Source organism: Cryptosporangium japonicum (assembly GCF_039524755.1).
In the GTDB taxonomy this organism is placed as follows: domain Bacteria; phylum Actinomycetota; class Actinomycetes; order Mycobacteriales; family Cryptosporangiaceae; genus Cryptosporangium; species Cryptosporangium japonicum.
Window position 1 is genome coordinate 123,044 of sequence record NZ_BAAAGX010000014.1, and the last position, 17,565, is coordinate 140,608.

At 70.7% G+C, this 17,565-nt stretch carries 16 protein-coding genes and 2 pseudogenes; 9 read left to right on the top strand and 9 right to left on the bottom strand.

All coding sequences use genetic code 11. The features are described 5' to 3' along the window. Positions 1-359: 359 nt before the first annotated feature. Entirely contained in the window at positions 360-1,172 is an 813-nt protein-coding gene (locus ABD437_RS17315) for an SAM-dependent methyltransferase (RefSeq protein WP_425558179.1), read from the bottom strand. A 4-nt stretch (positions 1,173-1,176) separates the two neighbouring features. Here ABD437_RS17315 and ABD437_RS17320 point away from each other — a divergent pair. Continuing rightward, positions 1,177-1,662: pseudogene (locus tag ABD437_RS17320) on the top strand (DUF4291 domain-containing protein); the annotation flags it as partial. On the opposite strand, the gene tsaA reads toward ABD437_RS17320, so the two are convergent. Next, positions 1,634-2,035, bottom strand: coding sequence for a tRNA (N6-threonylcarbamoyladenosine(37)-N6)-methyltransferase TrmO (gene tsaA, locus ABD437_RS17325; protein ID WP_344649875.1), 402 nt, complete (start codon positions 2,033-2,035; stop codon positions 1,634-1,636). The pseudogene ABD437_RS17320 and the gene tsaA sit on opposite strands and share 29 nt — an antisense overlap. A 16-nt stretch (positions 2,036-2,051) precedes the next feature. Here tsaA and ABD437_RS17330 point away from each other — a divergent pair, with 16 nt between their 5' ends. Both ABD437_RS17330 and ABD437_RS17335 read left to right on the top strand, forming a co-directional pair. Further along, the gene (locus tag ABD437_RS17330) at positions 2,052-2,555 is read left to right on the top strand and encodes a DUF1990 domain-containing protein (RefSeq protein WP_344649876.1); all 504 of its coding nucleotides are present in this window, start codon (positions 2,052-2,054) and stop codon (positions 2,553-2,555) included. Continuing rightward, positions 2,552-3,184, top strand: coding sequence for a formylglycine-generating enzyme family protein (locus ABD437_RS17335; RefSeq protein ID WP_425558180.1), 633 nt, complete (start codon positions 2,552-2,554; stop codon positions 3,182-3,184). The genes ABD437_RS17330 and ABD437_RS17335 overlap by 4 nt, the downstream gene beginning before the upstream one ends. Before the next feature lie 35 nt (positions 3,185-3,219). Here ABD437_RS17335 and ABD437_RS17340 read toward each other — a convergent pair. The 4 genes and pseudogenes from ABD437_RS17340 to ABD437_RS17355 form a co-directional block, all read right to left on the bottom strand. Next, a pseudogene (locus tag ABD437_RS17340) lies at positions 3,220-3,612 on the bottom strand (DUF3995 domain-containing protein); the annotation flags it as partial. Further along, positions 3,609-4,034: a hypothetical protein gene (locus tag ABD437_RS17345; RefSeq protein ID WP_344649878.1), complete on the bottom strand. Its 426-nt coding sequence runs from the start codon at positions 4,032-4,034 to the stop codon at positions 3,609-3,611. The pseudogene ABD437_RS17340 and the gene ABD437_RS17345, both read right to left, overlap by 4 nt. A gap of 99 nt (positions 4,035-4,133) precedes the next feature. Further along, positions 4,134-4,856, bottom strand: coding sequence for a class I SAM-dependent methyltransferase (locus ABD437_RS17350; protein ID WP_344649879.1), 723 nt, complete (start codon positions 4,854-4,856; stop codon positions 4,134-4,136). A 129-nt stretch (positions 4,857-4,985) separates the two neighbouring features. Then, the gene (locus ABD437_RS17355) at positions 4,986-5,768 is read right to left on the bottom strand and encodes a class I SAM-dependent methyltransferase (RefSeq protein ID WP_344649880.1); all 783 of its coding nucleotides are present in this window, start codon (positions 5,766-5,768) and stop codon (positions 4,986-4,988) included. A 196-nt stretch (positions 5,769-5,964) separates the two neighbouring features. Between ABD437_RS17355 and ABD437_RS17360 the strand changes: the two genes are divergently transcribed. The 4 genes from ABD437_RS17360 to ABD437_RS17375 are packed head-to-tail and all read left to right on the top strand — an operon-like array spanning position 5,965 to position 9,804. Further along, the gene (locus ABD437_RS17360) at positions 5,965-6,984 is read left to right on the top strand and encodes a zinc-binding dehydrogenase (protein WP_344649881.1); all 1,020 of its coding nucleotides are present in this window, start codon (positions 5,965-5,967) and stop codon (positions 6,982-6,984) included. Then, positions 6,981-7,943, top strand: coding sequence for a methyltransferase family protein (locus ABD437_RS17365; protein WP_344649882.1), 963 nt, complete (start codon positions 6,981-6,983; stop codon positions 7,941-7,943). The genes ABD437_RS17360 and ABD437_RS17365 overlap by 4 nt, the downstream gene beginning before the upstream one ends. Next, complete coding sequence (locus ABD437_RS17370) at positions 7,940-9,325, top strand: amidohydrolase family protein (protein ID WP_344649883.1); 1,386 nt, start codon at positions 7,940-7,942, stop codon at positions 9,323-9,325. Before ABD437_RS17365 ends, ABD437_RS17370 begins: the two co-directional genes overlap by 4 nt. Positions 9,326-9,336: 11 nt before the next feature. Then, positions 9,337-9,804 carry a VOC family protein gene (locus ABD437_RS17375; RefSeq protein ID WP_035855923.1) on the top strand — a complete coding sequence of 156 codons (468 nt, stop codon included), beginning with the start codon at positions 9,337-9,339 and terminating at the stop codon, positions 9,802-9,804. A 218-nt stretch (positions 9,805-10,022) separates the two neighbouring features. Here the strand turns inward: ABD437_RS17375 and ABD437_RS17380 are convergent, their stop codons facing one another. Continuing rightward, positions 10,023-12,881 (bottom strand): AAA family ATPase, encoded by a 2,859-nt coding sequence (locus tag ABD437_RS17380; protein ID WP_344650165.1) that lies wholly within the window; start codon positions 12,879-12,881, stop codon positions 10,023-10,025. 712 nt (positions 12,882-13,593) lie between these two features. Here ABD437_RS17380 and ABD437_RS17385 point away from each other — a divergent pair. After that, positions 13,594-14,091, top strand: coding sequence for a hypothetical protein (locus tag ABD437_RS17385; protein WP_344649884.1), 498 nt, complete (start codon positions 13,594-13,596; stop codon positions 14,089-14,091). Positions 14,092-14,346: 255 nt separating this feature from the next. Here ABD437_RS17385 and ABD437_RS17390 read toward each other — a convergent pair whose 3' ends face one another. Then, complete coding sequence (locus ABD437_RS17390) at positions 14,347-15,231, bottom strand: DUF4352 domain-containing protein (protein WP_344649885.1); 885 nt, start codon at positions 15,229-15,231, stop codon at positions 14,347-14,349. 208 nt (positions 15,232-15,439) lie between these two features. Between ABD437_RS17390 and ABD437_RS17395 the strand changes: the two genes are divergently transcribed. Beyond that, a complete protein-coding gene (locus tag ABD437_RS17395) occupies positions 15,440-16,186 on the top strand; it encodes an SAM-dependent methyltransferase (RefSeq protein WP_344649886.1) in 747 nt (248 codons plus the stop codon). 379 nt (positions 16,187-16,565) lie between these two features. Here ABD437_RS17395 and ABD437_RS17400 read toward each other — a convergent pair. Further along, the coding region (locus ABD437_RS17400; protein WP_344649887.1) for an MFS transporter at positions 16,566-17,565 on the bottom strand (1,000 nt) is incomplete at its 5' end.

Sequence of the window (17,565 nt, forward strand, 5' to 3'; positions counted from 1 at the left end):
TCCGTCTGCGTCGGTTGGGGAATCTGCGCTGGCCAGGGAGGAGCGGCGACATTGCTAGACCTCTTGGTGGAGTTCCCGGAAAACGCCGGAGGCGGGACAGGAGTTAACAGACGGACGGGCGGTGTCTGAGATGGATGGGATTATTCTCAGCTGCAATTCCCGAACAAGATCCCGCGCGCAATCGTGCAATCCGAGTTGCACGTTTGCCGACGACCCCCGGTGGACGCCGGTCCCGCCCGGGCGTGACGCAGGGTGGCGGACCGGGTCGATTTACGAACTACGCCACCCGCAGATCAACGCATCGTGAGTACGGAATCCGCATAAGTGAACCGTCATTTGCACCGGGCGGCGTCAAAAAATTAAGCTTTGCGGCCGACGGCGCCCAGGATCTCCGTGCGCGACGGGTCCGTTCCGGGCTCGTCCGGCCAGTCCGGGCGCCACTCGGGCAGCCAGACCAGGCCCGGTTCGACGAGGTCCCAACCGGCCAGCAGCCGCTCGATCTCCGGGCGGGTACGCAACGTGAGCGGATCGCGGGTGCTCCGGTAGACCTCCTCCGAGCGCGCCGCCTTCGCCGGCTGCCGGTCGACGGTGCCGTGCGAGAGCGCCAGGTAACTGCCCGGCGCCGCGGCGTCCCGGAAGCGGCCCAGTATCCCGGCCGGGTCCTCGTCGTCGGCCACGAAGTGCAGCACCGCGACGGCGAGCACCGCGACCGGGAGCGCCGGGTCGATCAGCCGCCGGGTGAGCGGCGCGTCGAGGATCGCGGCCGGGTCACGTACGTCGGCCTGGAGGACGCCGACGTCGGTGCGGCCGGCCAGGATCGACTCGCTGTAGGCCACGGCCACCGGATCGTTGTCGACGTAGAGGACGCGCGCGCCCGGCGCGGTCGCGTCGACGACCTCGTGCACGTTGCCCGCGGTCGGGATGCCGGAGCCCAGGTCGATGAACTGGCGGACGCCCAGCGCGAGCAGTTCGGCGACCGCCCGGCGCAGGAACGCCCGGTTGGCCTGCGCCGCCGACGACGCGTGCGGGTAGATCGTCAGGATGCGCGCGGCCGCCTGCCGGTCGACGGAGAAGTTGTGCGCACCGCCGAGGAAGTAGTCGTACATCCGGGCCGCGGACGGCTGGTCGAGCTCCATGGACCGCCCTCTCCACTGTGGATGTCCAGAGTAAATCCCTGGGCGCTTCCCCGACGCCTGGAAGCGCGACCGGATGACGTGGATCAAGCCGTCGTTCCTCTGGATGATGTACCGCTGCGGGTGGGCCACCAAGCCGGACCAGGAGACGGTGCTGGCGGTCGAGATCACGCGGGCGGGATTCGAGTGGGCGCTGACGCACGCCTGCTCGGCGCAGTACGACTCCCGTGTCCACCCGTCGGCCGCGGCCTGGAAGCGCGCGCTGAAGCGGGCGCCGGCCCGGGTGCAGTGGGACCCGGAGCGCGATCTGCACCTGCGTCCGCTCGCACACCGGTCGTTGCAGCTGGGGCTCGGGCGAGAGGCCGCCCGTCGGTACGCCGACGAGTGGATCGTGGCCATCACCGACGTCACCGCGCTGGTGCGGGAGATCCACGACCTGGTGCGTCGCGGCGAGCTGTCCGCCGCCGCGGCGCGGCTGCCCGACGAGCGTCCGCTGGCGCTCAGCGCGTCGCGTCCAGCACCGGTTTGACGTCGAGAACCGGGGTGCCGTCCACGGCCTCGAGGTCGGCCACCCGCACCCGGGTCCCGTCGATCGCGACCACCCGGACGCGGTGCAGGCCGATCGGGTTCGGCCGGTCCGCCGAGCGGGTGCTGAAGACCCCGGTCAGCGGGTTCGCCGGGTCGTCACGCGGGTGGACGGTGAGCGCCGAGCGGTCGGCGAGGTGGAGCCAGGTGAGCACGAACACGTCGTCGCCGACGTCGAGGTCGCGGATCGCGTCGGCGAACTCGGGGCGGAACCGCAGCCAGGCCGGCGGACCGTCCTCCGTGCCCTGTTTCGGCGCGCTCGCCGGATCGCTGAGCGTCGACTCGACCACACCGACGGGACGCAGTTCCACGGTCATGGGTCAAGCTTGGCCGATGAACGAGCTCAACTACCCGGAGATCGGCGCGGTCGGCCGCGGTGAACGGCCGCCCGGCTACGGGCACTTCGCGTACCGGGTGCGGCTCGGCGGCCCGGACCACTTCCCGACCGCTGTCGGTGACCTGCTGTCCGGGCGGATGCACGCGCGCGCCGGGATCCGGCTGCGTGCCTCCGCCCCGACGGTCGCGCCCGGTGTGGTGCTCGTGCAGCGCCTGCGGGTGGGCCCGATCGAGGTGGTGGCGCCGGTGCGCGTGCTCGAGGTCGGCCGCGAGCCCGACCGTGCCTGGCTGACCTACGGGACCCTGCGCGGACACCCGGAGCAGGGCGAGGAACGCTTCCTGATCGAGCGCGGCGAGTCGGTGACGTTCACGATCAGCGGCTTCGTCCGTCCGGCCGCCTGGTACGCGCGCCTCGGCGCACCGGTGAGCCACCTCTACCAGCGCCTGATCACCGCGCGCTATCTCCGCGCGCTCCGGGAGGACGCGGCGTGGACACGCTGATCGCGCTGCCCGCCGGCGCGGTCACGCTGTCCGACCGGCGCACCCAGCGCTCCTGGACCGTGGAGGTGCTCCCGTTCCGGCTCGCGGCCGTTCCGGTGACGAACGCGTGGTACCACCGGGTCAGCGGGGACACGGCCCGGCGTCCGGTGGATTCGGTCAGCTGGTGGGACGCCGTGCGCTTCTGCAACCGGGCGTCGGCGAGCGAGGGGCTCCGCCCGGCGTACCGCCTCACCGCCGACGGCGTCGAGCGCGACCGGGACGCCGACGGCTACCGGCTGCCGACCGAGGCGGAGTGGGAGTACGCCTGCCGCGCCGGAACGGACGGGCCGCGCTACGGACCGCTGGCCGACATCGCCTGGTACCGCGACAACTCCGGCGAACGATCGCACGACGTCGGCACCAGGGCGCCCAACGCGTGGGGGTTCCACGACCTGCTCGGCAACGTCTGGGAGTGGTGCTGGGACCGCTACGACCCCGACGTCTACGGCGGCTACCGGGTGCTGCGTGGCGGAGGCTGGTTCGACGAGCACTGGAGCTGCCGTGCCTCGGTGCGCCGGCGCAGCCATCCGGACCTGACGCTCGACGACGTCGGCTTCCGGGTGGCCCGGTCGGGCGGGAGCCCGGTGTAGCCGCGCCGCGCGGCCAGGACCCAGCACACGCCCCAGAGCAGGAAGTACGGCGACCAGAGGAACAGGTCCCAGCGGGCCGTGGCCGCCGCGGCCGTCGAGACACCGGCGAGCAGGCGCTGGACGTCGCCGATCGACTGGAGCACCGCCCGCAGCACCATCCCCGCGCCCAGCACCACGAGGGCGACGCCGACGCGGCGGGGGAGCGTGCGGCGCATCAGCAGCCACGCGGCCGCGACGCCGACACCGGCAGCGGCGACGCCGAGCCAGTGCCCGAGCACCGCGCCGGGGGTGCGCTCCAGCGCGTCCCGGATCGCCTCCGGCGGGAGCGGCACCTGACGCAGGCCGAAGTCGCCGCCGAGCGCCCAGAACAGCTTGAGCGCACCGTAGGCCGCGGTGCACCCCAGCGCGAGAGCGGCCGGCCGGTTCATCGCCGCGGCCGGGATCGGACCTGGTAGGACCAGGTCATCGCCAGCCACAGCAGCGTGACCGCCACGCCTCGGGCCAGGCCGCCCAGGGTCTCCCGGCCCGCGGTCGCGATCAGGTACGGCGCCCCGGCCAGCATCGGGAGCAGCGCCACCCAGAGCGGCACCAGCAACAGCCGGCGACGAGCGAACACCGTGCTCAACGCCAGGGCCGCGCCGAGCAGGCCGAGCGACGCGAGCGTCCACTGACGCGCCGCGACGTGGCCCAGCTCCGCGTAGGCGGACGTGGGCACCGAGGCGCCACCGGGGATGCCGAGCCGGCCCTGGGCGGCGTAGTAGGCCTTCTGCCCGGCGTAGACCAGCAGGCCGGTGGCGCACAGGTAGGCCGGCGCGGTCCACACCGTCCGTTCGAGCAGCGCGTTCGCCATGATGCCTCCTCGACGAGTGGTCCCGTCAGGATGCGTCCGCCCCGCGGCCCTCCGCGTCCGTCTCCGGTCTACGGTGGGTGTTCTTCGGTCTACGAAGCGCTACCGCGGGCGCAGGACGTACGCGGTGTAGCCGTAGTCGGCGCCGTGCCGCTCGCGGACGTCGATCTCCTCGCGCACCGCGGCCAGCCGGTCGTCCGGAACACCCTCGGCGCGCAGCTCCTCGATCCGTGCGGCCAGCGGCCCGTAGTAGTTGTCCCAGTCGGCGTCGGGGAGCACGTAGACGGCGCGGATGCTCCACCCGGCCCGCGCGATCGCGGCGACGTTGCCCGGCATCGTGCGCATCGCCGGGTACCCGGCGTCCCAGAACGCGCGGGCCTCCGGCGCGGGTGCGTCGCTCGACCATTCGGCCTCGGTGAGCACGACGACCCCGGACGGCGTGAGCAGCGGACGCCACGCGGCCAGCGCGGCGTCGAAACCCATGATGTACGCCGAGCCCTCGGCCCAGAGCAGATCGACGGACCCGGGCGCGAACGGCAACGCGTCCATCGACGCGGCCAGCGTTCCGACGTGGACGTTCGCGGCCTTCGCCCGTTCGGTGACCCGGGCCAGGAACGGTTCGTGCCGGTCGACCGCCGTGACGTCGCCGCCGGTCAGCTGGGCCAGCAGCACGGTGGCCGGCCCGGTTCCGCTGCCGACGTCGAGCACCCTGGGCCGGGACGGCAGCGGGCCGGCCAGGCGCAGCAGCAGCCGCGTCGTGGCCTCCGAGCCGGGCGCCTCGCGGGGCAGGTCGGTGTGGGCGCGCCAGAAGACGTCCTCGGTCATGGGCCGAAGGCTCTCACGGCGGACAACTGGTTTGCGTGGTCGGAGACCGTGTCGGTGTGCATCCGGGTCGGCTCGGCGTCTCCGTCGGCACCGCACGCTCGCCCGGCTCCCCGACGGCTGACACCGTGGTCAGGTGCGCCGGGCGGAGGACGCGACGGTGTGGAACGGCAGGGTGAAGGAGCCGCCCAGCGCGTCGATCGCCGTGCCCACCGCGGTGCTGATCTCCGCGATCGCGTCGGCGGGCAGGCGCGTCATCGTCCCCTGCGTCGGCAGCAGGTCCAGCCACTGTGCTGTCGTGTACGTCCGGGTGACCTCGAACCGCCACTCGTCGAACTCCGCGAACGCTCCGGTGGCGCGCAGCGCGGTGGCCGCGCGGTCGAGGACCGGCCGGTAGAGGTCGTGCGGGTCCGGCGCCGAGCCGCGCACGGAGACCGGCGAGTCGGGAGCGACGCGTTCGTAGGCGTCGGCGAACGCCGCGGTGACCGCGTCGGGCGCCCGGAACACGTGCCAGAACAGCGCGAGCACACCGCCCGGGCGCAGCACCTCCGCGGCCTTGACCGCGCCGGCCTCGGGGTCGACCCAGTGCCACGCCTGCCCGCAGACCAGGGCGTCGAAGCGGCGCCCGGCGGGGTCCCACTCCTCGAACCGGGCCACCTCGACGGTGATCCCGGTGCTCCGGGCGAACGCGGCCATCCGCGGATCCGGTTCGACGCCGAGCACCGAACCGCCGGTGAACTGGCGGGCGGCGATCCCGGTGCCGCACCCGACGTCGAGCACGGCCGGACCGGGGCTCGACGCGACGATCCGCGCGATCAGCTCGTCCGGATAGGACGGACGGGTCCGGTCGTACCGCGCCACGTCGACGCCGAACGACTCGGCCGCGCGACGGTGTTCATGAGGGGAAGTGGGCATGCGCCCATTATAGTGGGCGCATGCCCATTACGTATCGCACTACGCCATCACGCATTGCGTTGACAGCCGAGTGATCCCCGTCCTAGTCTCACCGCGACGCGAGTAGGCAACAGACTCCGTCGCGTTCCCTCCCCGTTGCAGGCCGGTGCGGCTTGCGACGCGCCCGGCTTTCGAACCGAGCGAAACGGAGCGGACGATGAAAGCGGTTCGTCATCACGTCCACGGCGGTCTCGAGACCCTGGTCGTCGACGACCTTCCCGTGCCCGAGCCCGGCCCCGGCGAGGCGCTGATCCGGGTCGACGCCTGCTCGGTGAACTTCCTCGACATCCAGCAGCGACGCGGCCCGGCGCTGATCCCGGGCTTCCAGCTGCCGCACACCGCGGGCATGGACATCGCCGGCGTGGTCGAGGCCAGTGATTCGATCGCGGCCGGCACCCGCGTCGTCGTCAACCCGGCCGTGCCCTGCGACAACTGCGACACCTGCCGGAGCGGGCGCGACGGGCACTGCCCGAACACCAAGGTCATCGGCGGCACGATCCCGGGCGGCTACGCCGAGTACGTGGTCGTGCCGGTGGAGAACCTGTACCCGGTGCCGGAGGGCAAGTCGCTGGTCGAGGCGGCGGTCGTCCCGACGATCTGGATGACGGCCAACCACGCGCTGCACGTCACCGGCCGTGCCGCGGCGGGCGAGACCGTCCTGATCCACGCCGGCGGCAGCGGGGTGAGCACCGCGGCGATCCAGCTCGCGGTCGCGGCGGGCCTGCGTGTCATCTCGACCGTCAGCCGGCCCGAGAAGGCCGAGTACGTGCGCAAGCTCGGCGCCGACGTCGTGATCGACACCTCGGCCCAGGACATCGTCGGCACCGTGCGCGAGGTGACCGGCGGCCGCGGCGTCGACCTGGTGCTCGACCACGTCGGCCCGGCGACCTGGGCGGCCGGGATCTTCAGCCTCGCGGCCCGCGGCCGGCTGGTCTTCTTCGGCAACACCACCGGCGACGTCGCCGAGACCAACCTCGTCTACGCGTACCACTTCGGCCTGCAGCTGCTGGGCTCCGACCCGTACGACCGCGCGGAGTTCGCCCCGGTGCTCGACGCGTACTGGAACGGCGGCTTCGTGACGCCGATCGACAGCGAGTTCGCGCTGACCGACGCCCGCGCGGCCCAGGAGCTCCTGGAGACCCGGCGGGCCACCGGCAAGGTCGTGCTCCGCCCGTGAGTGGCCCCGCGCCCGTCTGGGACGTGATCAACGGGTACGCCGCCTACTGGGCGCTGCACGCCGCCGTCGAACTCGGGGTGTTCGAGAACCTGCCGGCGACCAGCGCCGAGCTCGCGGCCGCCACCGGTGTCCACGACCCGGCCGACGTCGAGCTGCTCGCGCAGCTGCTCGCGGCGAAGGGCCTGCTCGAGACCGACGGCGAGCGCTGGAGCAACTCCGCGGCCGCCGAACGGTTCCTCGTGCCGACGTCGCCGGCCTCGATGGTCGGGCTGGTCAGGCACTCGCCCGGCCCGAAGCAGGCGTGGCCGGCGCTGGCCGCGACGCTGCGCGCGGGGCACCCGGCCGAGCCGATCACCGACGCGCTGAACGCGCTCTACCCCGCGCTGGTGGCCGCCACCGCCGCCACCCAGGGCGCCGTGGCCCGCGGCGTCGCCGCCGAACTGCGTACCCGCGGTCTCTGGGACGGCACCGGGCTGGTCGTCGACCTGGGCTGTGGCTCCGGCGCCTGGCTGGACGGCCTGGTCGGCGACGAGGCCACCGGGATCGGCGTCGACCTGCCGCACGTGCTCCCGGCCCCCCGGGACCGGGTCACGCTGATCGGCGGCGACTACCTGGACGTCGACCTGCCCGACCGCGCGGCGAGCGTCGTCGTGCTGGCCCACGTGCTGCGGGCCGAATCCGCCGAGCGCGCCGAGGCGCTCTACCGCCGGGCCGTCGACCTCCTCACCGACGACGGCGTCCTCCTCGTCGCCGACTACTTCCGCCCCCCGAACGGCGAAAAGACCGAAACCTACGCCGACGCCGTGCACGACCTGACCCTCGCGCTGACCATGCGCGCCTCCACCCCCGGCCGGGGGCTCACCGAGCCGACCCTCGCGGCCTGGGGAGCGCACACCGTCGCGGTCGTCGAGCCCGTACCCCGCCAACGCGTGCACCTGATCAAACGAGGTCCTTCATGAGAAGCGCTGACACCCTCATCGTCCACACGACCGTCGTCAGCATGAACGACGAGCGGCAGGTCATCACCGACGCGGCGATCGCGATCAAGGACGGGCTGATCGCCGCCGTCGGCAAGACCGACGCCGTGGAGCAGGAATGGTCGTCCGACGACGTCCTCGACGGCCGCCGGTTCGTCGTCACGCCCGGCCTGATCAACACCCACGTGCACGCCACCGGCGAGCCGCTGACCCGCGGTTTCGTGCCCGACGACACCCCGTTCATCGAGAACGTCTTCGAGTGGCTGACGCCGATCCACACCTACTACTCCGAAGAGGACGAGCACATCTCCGCGCAGCTCGCGGCACTGGAGATGCTCAAGTCCGGCACCACGACGTTCCTCGAGGCCGGCACCGTCCGGTTCATCGACCCGGTCGTCGAGGCGCTCGGCGAGATCGGCATCCGGGCCCGCGTCGGCCCGTGGGCCTGGGACCAGGTGCAGGACTACGAGGCCCTGCGGATGGACACCGACACCGCGATCGCGACGCTCGAGGACGCGATGAACCGGCACGCGTCGGCCTACGACGGGCGCATCCAGGCCTGGCCGATCATCATCGGGCACACCTGCTGCAGCGACGAGCTGTGGAAAGCCGCGAAGGCGCTCTCGGTGCAGCACGGCACCGGGCTGAGCTTCCACATGTCGCCCGCCGCGATGGACCCCGAGGGCTTCCTGGCCTCGTTCGGTCAGCGCCCGATGGTGCACCTGGCCGAGCTCGGCGTGCTGGGCGACAACGTGATCCTCACCCACGCCGTGCACGTCGACGACGAGGAGATCGCGCTGCTGGCGTCGACCGGGACGAGCGTGTCGCACTGCCCGACCACCGCGCTCAAGGTCTCGTACGGCGTCACGCAGATCGGCAAGTTCCCGGAGATGGTGCAGGCCGGCGTCAACGTCGCGATCGGCACCGACGGCAACAACGCGTCGAACTACCACGACCTCATGCGCGCCACCTACCTGGTGGCGGGCCTGTTCAAGGACGCCAGGCGCGACGCGACGATCTTCCCCGCCGAGGACGCGTTCGCGATGGCCACCCGCAACGGCGCGCGTGGCCTGCAGGAAGCCGACAACCTCGGCTCGATCGAGGTCGGCAAGCAGGCCGACCTGGTGCTGCACGACACCGACCGCCCCGAGTGGCGTCCGCTGCACAACGTCGCCAACCAGCTGGTGTGGTCGGCCGACGGCCGCGGTGTGCACACCGTCCTCGTCGGCGGCCGCCGTGTCGTCGAGAACTACCGCTTGACCACGCTCGACGAGTTCGACCTGCTCGAGCGGGCCCAGAAGGCCGGCGAGGGCATTCGCCGCCGCTCCGGGCTTCCCGACCGGGCCAAGTGGCCCACAATCTGAAGGGTTTCGTCATGGCACAACTCACCGAACCGCGCTGGACGCACGTCGCACTCCCGGTCACCGACCTCGAGGCGTCGATCGAGTTCTACACGACGGTCACCCCGCTGGTGATCGTCACCCGCAACGTCGACGACAACGGCAAGGGCGTGTGGCTCTCCAACAAGGGCCAGGTCGACTCGCCGTTCGTACTCGTGCTGGCCGAGTTCAAGCCCGAGATCGGCAAGAACTTCGGCATCGAGCCGGGCAAGAAGGCGACGACCCTCGCGCCGTTCGCCCACATCGGCATCGAGCTGCCCAACCGCGAGGACGTCGACGCGGTCGCCGACAAGGCCCGCGCCGTGGGCGCCCTGGAGTGGGAGCCGCGCGACATGGCCGCGCACATCGGCTACATCTGCGCGGTGAAGGACCCCGACGGCAACACGATCGAGTTCTCCCACAACCAGAAGGTGTTCTCCACGATCACCGAACTCTGGGGTTAAGTCTTCAGGGCCGTGTCCCGGTGGTTTCGCGCCGCCGGGACACGGCTGGTCCAGTCCGTGAGCGGTATTCGGCTGGACTCTGTGTTCCAGTCACGCAGTGATCACGATATGGCTGATCAAGCGCAGAGCCTCGGCGAGGGCAATGGTGTCTTCGACGGAGCTCATCTCGAAAGCCGACTTAATGTGACAATAACCTAGGCGTGCCGGACCGAAGCGGCTCATCCTCGGTCGGTGCGGCCGCTGGCTGCCACCGCGCGGGCGAGGGCCGATCGTGACGGGATACCCAGTTTGCGGTAGGAGCGGGTGAGGTAGGCCTCGACGGTTTTCGGCGACACGAACAGAGCGGAACCGATCTCGATGTTGGTGAGTCCTTGGGCCACCAACCTTGCCACCTGGAGTTCCTGAGGGGTGAGCTGGTGGAGTCTCTCATCAGGTTGTTCGTCGACCGGTTGATGTCCGCTAGCGGCCAACTCGCTACGGCAGCGATCGATCCATGGTTTGGCGCCGAGGGTCGTGAACATTCCATGCGCGGTGAGCAGTGGGGTTCGGGCCTGAGCCTTGCGTCGCGCCCGGCGCAGAACCTCACCTCGGCAGAGCAGCGTGCGGGCATGTTCGAAGCTCGAGGGATGCCGTTCGTGCTCGGCGAGCGCGTCCAGGAAGGCGGCATCCGCGACGTCCGGGTCATCAGCGAGTAGCGCTCGGCAGCGAGCCGCGGCCGCGGTTGGCCAGCTCAGCCCGGTGAGCTTCGCGACGTCCTCGAGCCAGGATGCGATTTCTCGGGCGCGGACCGGATTGCCGGCGCGGATATGGGCCTCCACCAAATCCGCGGCGAACGGCGCGATGTTCGGATTTCCCAGCCCGAAGTGGTCGAACGCGCTGAATGCCTGGTCCAAGTAGGCGGCAGCGTCCTTGCTGGCACCGTGGCCCAGGCCGTCGAGGCCGAGTGCGTGGTCGCGCATGATCGGCATGTGGCGGGCCTCGGTGATGTCGGTGAAATCAAAAGCTTCGGCGATGTGGCGGGTGCAACGGGACCGGTCGCCTCTAGCGGCGTCGATCCGGGCCAACGAAAGCAGGCTGAAGGCGGCAGCCCCTGGTTGGCGCAGCGCGCGGCTTCTGGACAGGGATTCGTCGGCGTCGGCGTACGCGGGTGACCAGTGGCCGAGCCACCAGCCCAGTTCGGCTCGTGCACCGAATGCGAAGGCGAGAGCTGTAGGGTCCGTCGTGGTTCGAGCGGCGTCCAGTGCGGTGTTCAGCAGGCGCTGAGCCTCGTCGTAGTGCTCAGTGAAGGTGCACATCTGACCGACCAGCCCGAGCTCCATCGTGGCGTTGCGGGGGTCCGCGCCGACCAGTCCGGCTTTAGCCCGCTCGAGTTCTCGTCGGGCCTCTGCGATGTTGCCGGCGAGGGTGAGGACGACAGCGCCGAATACAGAACTCGTTCCGGCGGGCTGATCGGTCGCGAGGAGAAGCTCCTGGCTGCGGCGCAGGGTCTGCATTCCGCTGTGAAGATCGGCGTTCATCGCCGCGGGCAGCGCCGCCTCGCTGGCGAGCCGGTAAGCGCGGGCGGGATCCGTGGCGGCGACCTCCTCGGCGGCGGCTCTCATGAGCCGATGCGCCTGCCCGGGCAAGCCGATCCACATCAGGGCTCGGCCGCGAAGCAGCGCCAGATCGGCGCGCATGCGGTGGTCGGTCGAATCGCGCCGGGCGGCTTCACACCAGTCGGCTGCGTCCGCGCAGGCGCCACCGAGGAAGGAGTCGGTCGCACCTCGGAACAAGCGAGCTGCCCTTTGCGCCGGACTGTGAGTCAGCTCCGCAGCGCGGCACATTGCCTGGGCCGCCGCCAGATAAGAACCACACTGTCGTGCCTCGTCGGCGGCCGCGACGAGGCTCCGGGCGACGTCCTCGTCGGGGCCGGTGGATGCGGACGCGAGGTACCAAGCGCGGAGTGCGCCAGTCGCGTGCTCGGCCAGTATCTGGTAGATCTCCCGGCGCGCTGGAGGCAGGAGACTGCTCAGCACGACTCCCCGCACGATCGGATGCACGAATTCGTAGGCGTATTCGCTGCTGATGACCAGGTGGGCGTCGACAGCCGGCGTGAGGTCGTGGAGCGAACATCCTGTGGCGCTGAGTGCGGTCGCCAGTTGATCGAGCGAGATCTCCCTCGCCGCCGCCAGTAGCGCCAGCGCGTGCCGCGTCTTCGGCGGGAGCAGGCGAAGACGAGTGGCCCAGCCTTGTTCGGCGCGGTCACCGACCTCTGGAATGGCCGGTAGCCGTTGCTTTCCTCCGCGTTGAGCTGGAGTCAGTCGGTCGGCGTACTCGAGCAAAATCAGCGGGTTTCCTTGGGAGAACTCCAATAGCTCGGCGCGCACCGATGGCGCCAGCGCAAGACCTCGCGCTCGGAGGAGGCGTTCGCAGTCGCTCCGGCTCAGCCCGTCGAGGTCGAGTATGGTCATGCTTCCGGTGGCCTCGGGACGTATCCGGCTGGCAGCGACGAACACCACCCGCTCGTCCGCGATCCGTCGCGCCACGAACTGGAACACCCGCTCGGAATCAGGATCAACCCACTGCAGGTCGTCCACCAGGATGACAAGCGGTCGGTGCTGGCCGGCGACAGACAACGCTGTCAGCGCGGCGTTGCAGACCGCGTACGGGTTCACCAGCTGCGCCTGGTCACCGACCGCGAGCGCATTTTCGAGATTGAGCCGTTGGATATGCGGTAGCGCCGGGTAGTGCTCGGAGACCGGCAGCAGCAGGTCGCCAAGGGCGGCGAACGGCAGCGTCGTCTCTGTCTCCACTCCACTGAGACGAATCACGTCGCCGCCGACATGTGCCGCCCCGGCTGCCTGGGCGGCGTAGTCGAGCAGGGTCGATTTGCCGATACCGGGCGGTCCGCTCAGCATCAAGGCTCCGCCCGCGCCGGACGACAGTCCCGTCAGCAGGTCGTCGATGCGCTGCCGCTCGGCTGCTCGCCCGACGCACGGACAACGGGTCTCGTCTCCGGCAGATCCGAGCCGCCGTCGAGGGACGGTTACGCCGGCGATAGCACACCCACTCCAGTCAATGAGTAGGGAAACCCCTATATACGAACTAGTAGTGCAAGTTTATGCTACCGCAGCACATCAGGGCATATCGGTCGGAACGGGCTCGACCGTCGCGCCGATCCGTCATCGCGCCCGGCGTGCCCGAGCGGACAGGCCTCCCTGTACCTCTGCGCGCTCGAGTCCGAGCGATGTTGACGCGGTCGTGGGTTCCCGGATCTACCCCGATCGGAAGGACTGGTGGCGCTCGTCCGGTGGCGAAGGGGGCGTCGCGGGCGAGTCGCCGGTCCCGAGTCGCGGATATCGGCTGATCCCTACTACCGGCCACTGTCACGTCCTGCTTGTCTGCTCCCGAACAGCTTTGTTCCAAAGCCGACCTCGACAATCGTGGGAGCGAACTCGTGTCTGCTGTATTTCGCCCTGCCGTTTTGGTACTTGTAGGCGCCTCAACTTTCTTCCTGGCGCCCGGAACGGCCGAAGCGTACGTCCCGCAAACCAACTACGTAGCCGAGTGCAGTTTCACCCTTGAGCGGTCGGGCGTAGTAACTGTCAGCGGATCAGGAACCACGCCCGCCGCGGCTCGGTCCGCTGCAGAAAATGCAACCCTTCACAGATATATGGAGAATATTATCCGCTACGGTAATTGCAGAGTCACGCCGTAGCCTCAAAACGTTGGGATCGGCGGCGACCCATTCAGCATTAACTAATTTCATCAATTCAACGATCAAATCAAAGCAACTAGCCGAGGAGAATCATGATCAAACGTGCCCGGATGGCTCGCCTGCTCGTTCCGCTCGCACTCGCGGCGACGGCCGTCGTGATGTCGCACGCACCGGCCGAAGCTGCATCGACCTCCACCGCGTCGACCGCGGTGGCGTTGCATCACGAAACGGCCATTCCACAAGGACGCTTTCAGCAACAAAATGGGGACTACGAGGTCAGCCTCGGGCGGGTCTGGCACTCCGACAACTGGAGGTGCGACTTGCGCGGCTGCGACCCGAGAAGGAAGTACACCTACATCAAGCTGACCGCACCAGGTGACATTGGGCAGGAAGCCTGGAACCGGATGAGTTCCTTCACCCAGTGCGTCGTCAATAAGGCGGGAGTCGCGATCGTCATCTCGACAGTCGCCAGCGGCGGAGTGAGCCTTCCGGTCATCTTGGGGGCCTTCTCGGTAGCGGCCAGCGAATGCGGGGCGGTAACGATGGACGAGTTCGTCCGGGCGCGCGTGGTGACCTACGTCGGTCGTTGATCGCTCGGCGCTCCCGACGCCTCGCTGGGTGCGCGGCCCCAGCTCGTTCCAGGGGCTGGGCCGCGCACACGCGGGTCTGTTCGTGGGTGCCGGTCGCGTCGCGTCGGTACGCGTCGTCCGGCGACGCCCGCGACCGGAGCCGGCCGGAGTAGGCCGGTTGAGGTGCGCCCGCCGTCGGCGGTGTGGTGGATGCGGTCACGGATGGTTTCGCGCGCCGCCGGTCACCCTTCCGGGGTGACCGGCCGCTTCGGTCGTTCAGGAGACGCTGACCTCGACGCCGCCGGAGAACGGCGAGTCGTGCAACTCGAGCTTGGTGATCTTCTGTCCCTTCGGAATGTCGAACGGCACCACCCCGCTGACCTGGTTACCGGGGTTGATCTCGTTCAGGAACGTCTCCCCGTTCGGGTTGGCGTAGATGCCGGCGGCCCCGTCCGCGTTGTACTCCTGCCCTTCGGCGTTGAACGCCTTCTGGCTGGAGGAGTCGAACAGCTGCGCCCGGTCGCCGATGTTCTTCACCGACACCGTCACGAGACAGAACTGGCCCTGCGCCTCCTTGTTCAGGTACTCCGAGCCGACCTGTGTCTTGCCGCACTGCACGGACTTGACGGTGAACTCGAACTTGCCGTCCCGGACCGGGGTGTTGAGCCCCGGGGCTTTCTTCTCGGGCTTCTTCTGCGCGGGTGCGCTCGAGTCCGCGGGCTCCGGTGCGGCGACGTCGGCCGCGGCGGACTCGCCGGTGGTGGCGGTGTCGGTGCCCCCGCCGACGGCGTTGACGATCCCGCCGAAGACGCAGAGGCCGACGAGTACGGCGGCGATGATGCCGATGACCTTTCCGGCGCTGGACTTCTTCGGTGGGGGAGCGCCGTAGCCGGCGGGGCCGACGCCGGCACCGTAGGCGGGCTGCGGCGGGTGTCCGTAACCCTGGGGTGGTCCGGACTGCCAGCCGGGTTGGTGGCCCCACTGCTGCGGTGGTTGGCCGTAGCCCGGCTGCGGCGGGCCGTACTGGCCGCCCGCGGGCTGGCCGTAGACGTTGCCTGATTGCCGGGGGTCGTAGGGCTGTTCGTGGTTCGGCGGTCCACCGTAGGTGGCGCCCCGGTGCTGTTCGTCGTCGCGGCGGTAGGGGTCGTGCGGTGCGGTCATGCACCGGCACGCTACGAACGCCGACGGTGACGCGGGGCCAGGTCGTTGACCTCTCAACCTTGTCGCGCTCCATTCGAGCCGACCGATCGCCGAGGATCAGCCGTCCTCGGTGTAACGCCGCCGAACGGCCAACCACCATTCAGGGGTCACGCTGCGGTTTCGTACCTCTCAGGACCCTGTGAGCCGGAGTGACCGTAGTCTCTCCGGAGTGGACATTGACAGCTCGGTCGTGCACTCCGCCCGGCGGTACAACTACTGGCTCGGTGGCACCGACAACTTTCCGGTCGACCGGGAGTCCGGCGACGCCATCGCGAGCCGCTTCCCGTCGGTGCCGCTGGCGGCGCGGGAGAACCGCAAGTTCCTCGGGCGGGCCGTGCGGTACCTGTCCGGCCGGGGTGTCCGGCAGTTCCTGGACATCGGCACCGGGATCCCGAGCGCCGGCCCCGTGCACGAGATCGCGCCCGACGCGCGGGTGGTCTACGTCGACCACGACCCGCTCGTGCTGGCCCACGCGCAGAAGCTGCTCACCGGCACGACCGCGTACCTGCACGGTGACCTCCGCGAGCCGGACCCGATCCTCGCCGGCGCGCGCGACACCCTCGATTTCACCCAGCCGATCGGGCTGATGCTGATCGCGGTGCTGCACTTCGCCAAAGACCACGACCAACCGCTCCACCACGTGTCGACGCTGGTCGAGGCGCTGCCGCCGGGCAGCTGGCTGGCGGTCACGAACGCCACGCTCGACTTCGCCGCCCCCGCGGACGCCGCCGACGCCCGGCGCATGCTCGGGCACGAGATGGAGTGGCGCTCGGCCGCCGAACTCGGCCGGTTCTTCGACGGCTTGGAGCTCGTCGAGCCCGGCATCGTGCCGGTCAGCGACTGGCACCCGGACGGGGAACTCCGCCCCGCCCCGGCCGAGGTGTCGTCGTACGGCGCGGTGGGGCGCAAACCCTAGTCGTTCTTGCGCTCCGACCACAGGGCCAGCGGCACACCGACGATCGCGGCGACCAAGGCGACACAGACTCCGACCCACAGTGCGGCGCTCATGCGCTGTGGTGTGCCCCGAAGCCGCATCCAGCGAAACGTGCCCGCCGGATCACGAACTCGGGCCCGTCCGGCGGAACGCTCTGGTCGCACCACGAGGTGGCTCGGAGTTCCGCCCGGCCAAGCGGGACCGATCATGAGGTGAGGTGTGGCCCGGGGTTCCGTCCGGCGAGACGGCGGGCCGGATCAGGAGGTGGGGTGTGGCCCGGGGTTCCGTCCGGCGAGACGGCGGGCCGGATCAGGAGGTGGGGTGAGGTCCGGGGTTCCGTCCGGCGAGATAACGGGCCGGATCAGGAGGTGGGCTGGGGTCCGGGGGATCCGGAGAGTCGGAGGCCGAGCGGGATCAGACCGGCGGCGACGCAGACCGCGGCCGTCGTCGCGAGCAGCGGGTAGCCGCCGGCGCTGACGAGGACACCCGACGCGGCCCCGCCCACGGCCGCGGCGAGGGCCATGCCGACCTCGCCGGTCGCCTCGGCGCGGGGGCGGTGCTCCGGGGCGGTGGCGCGGACGAGCGCGGCGCTCCCGGTGACCACGGCGGCGCTCCAGCCGAGCCCGAGCAGCGCGACGGCGACGGTGAGTCCGGCCACCGAGTGCGCCGAGAACGCCGCGAGTGTCGTCGCCGAGAGCAGCGTGACGCCGGCCGCCGCGGCGCCGCCCCCGATGCCGAAGCGGTCGACGATCCAGCCGCTCAGCGGGGCCGGGGCGAACATGGCCGCGATGTGGACGCCGACGACGGCGCCGACCAGCGCGAGACCGCCGCCGACGTGGTGCAGCTGCACCGGCGCCATCGTCATCGTGCCGACCATGACCAGGTTCGCCACCGCCAGCAGCCCGATCGCCGCCCCCCGAGCCGAGGCCCCGCCGGCCCGCCCCTCCGCCGCCACCGCACCGACCCGCGCCCCGACCACCCCGCCCGCTGATCCGGCCCGCCCAGCCGATCCCGTTTCCACGGCCGGCCGCGCCGCAGCGGCGGACGGGGCACCGGCGGCGAACCCGGTCGCCGCATCGGTCCCGGCCGCCACGGAGAACCCGCCGTCCGCCGCAGCCGCGATTTCCACGCTGGACCCGGGCGCCACGCGCGACCCGCGGAATCCCCACGACCCGCGGAGCCTCCGCGACTCGCGGGCCACGCCGGCCACGCGGGCCACGCGGGCCACGCGGGCCACGCGGGCCACGCCCGCCACGCTCGACCCGCCTCCCACGGTGGACCACGTCGCCGCCGCGGCGAGGAACGTGACGGCGGCCAACGCGAACGCGGACGTCGACCCGGGCACCCCGGCCGCGCGGTCG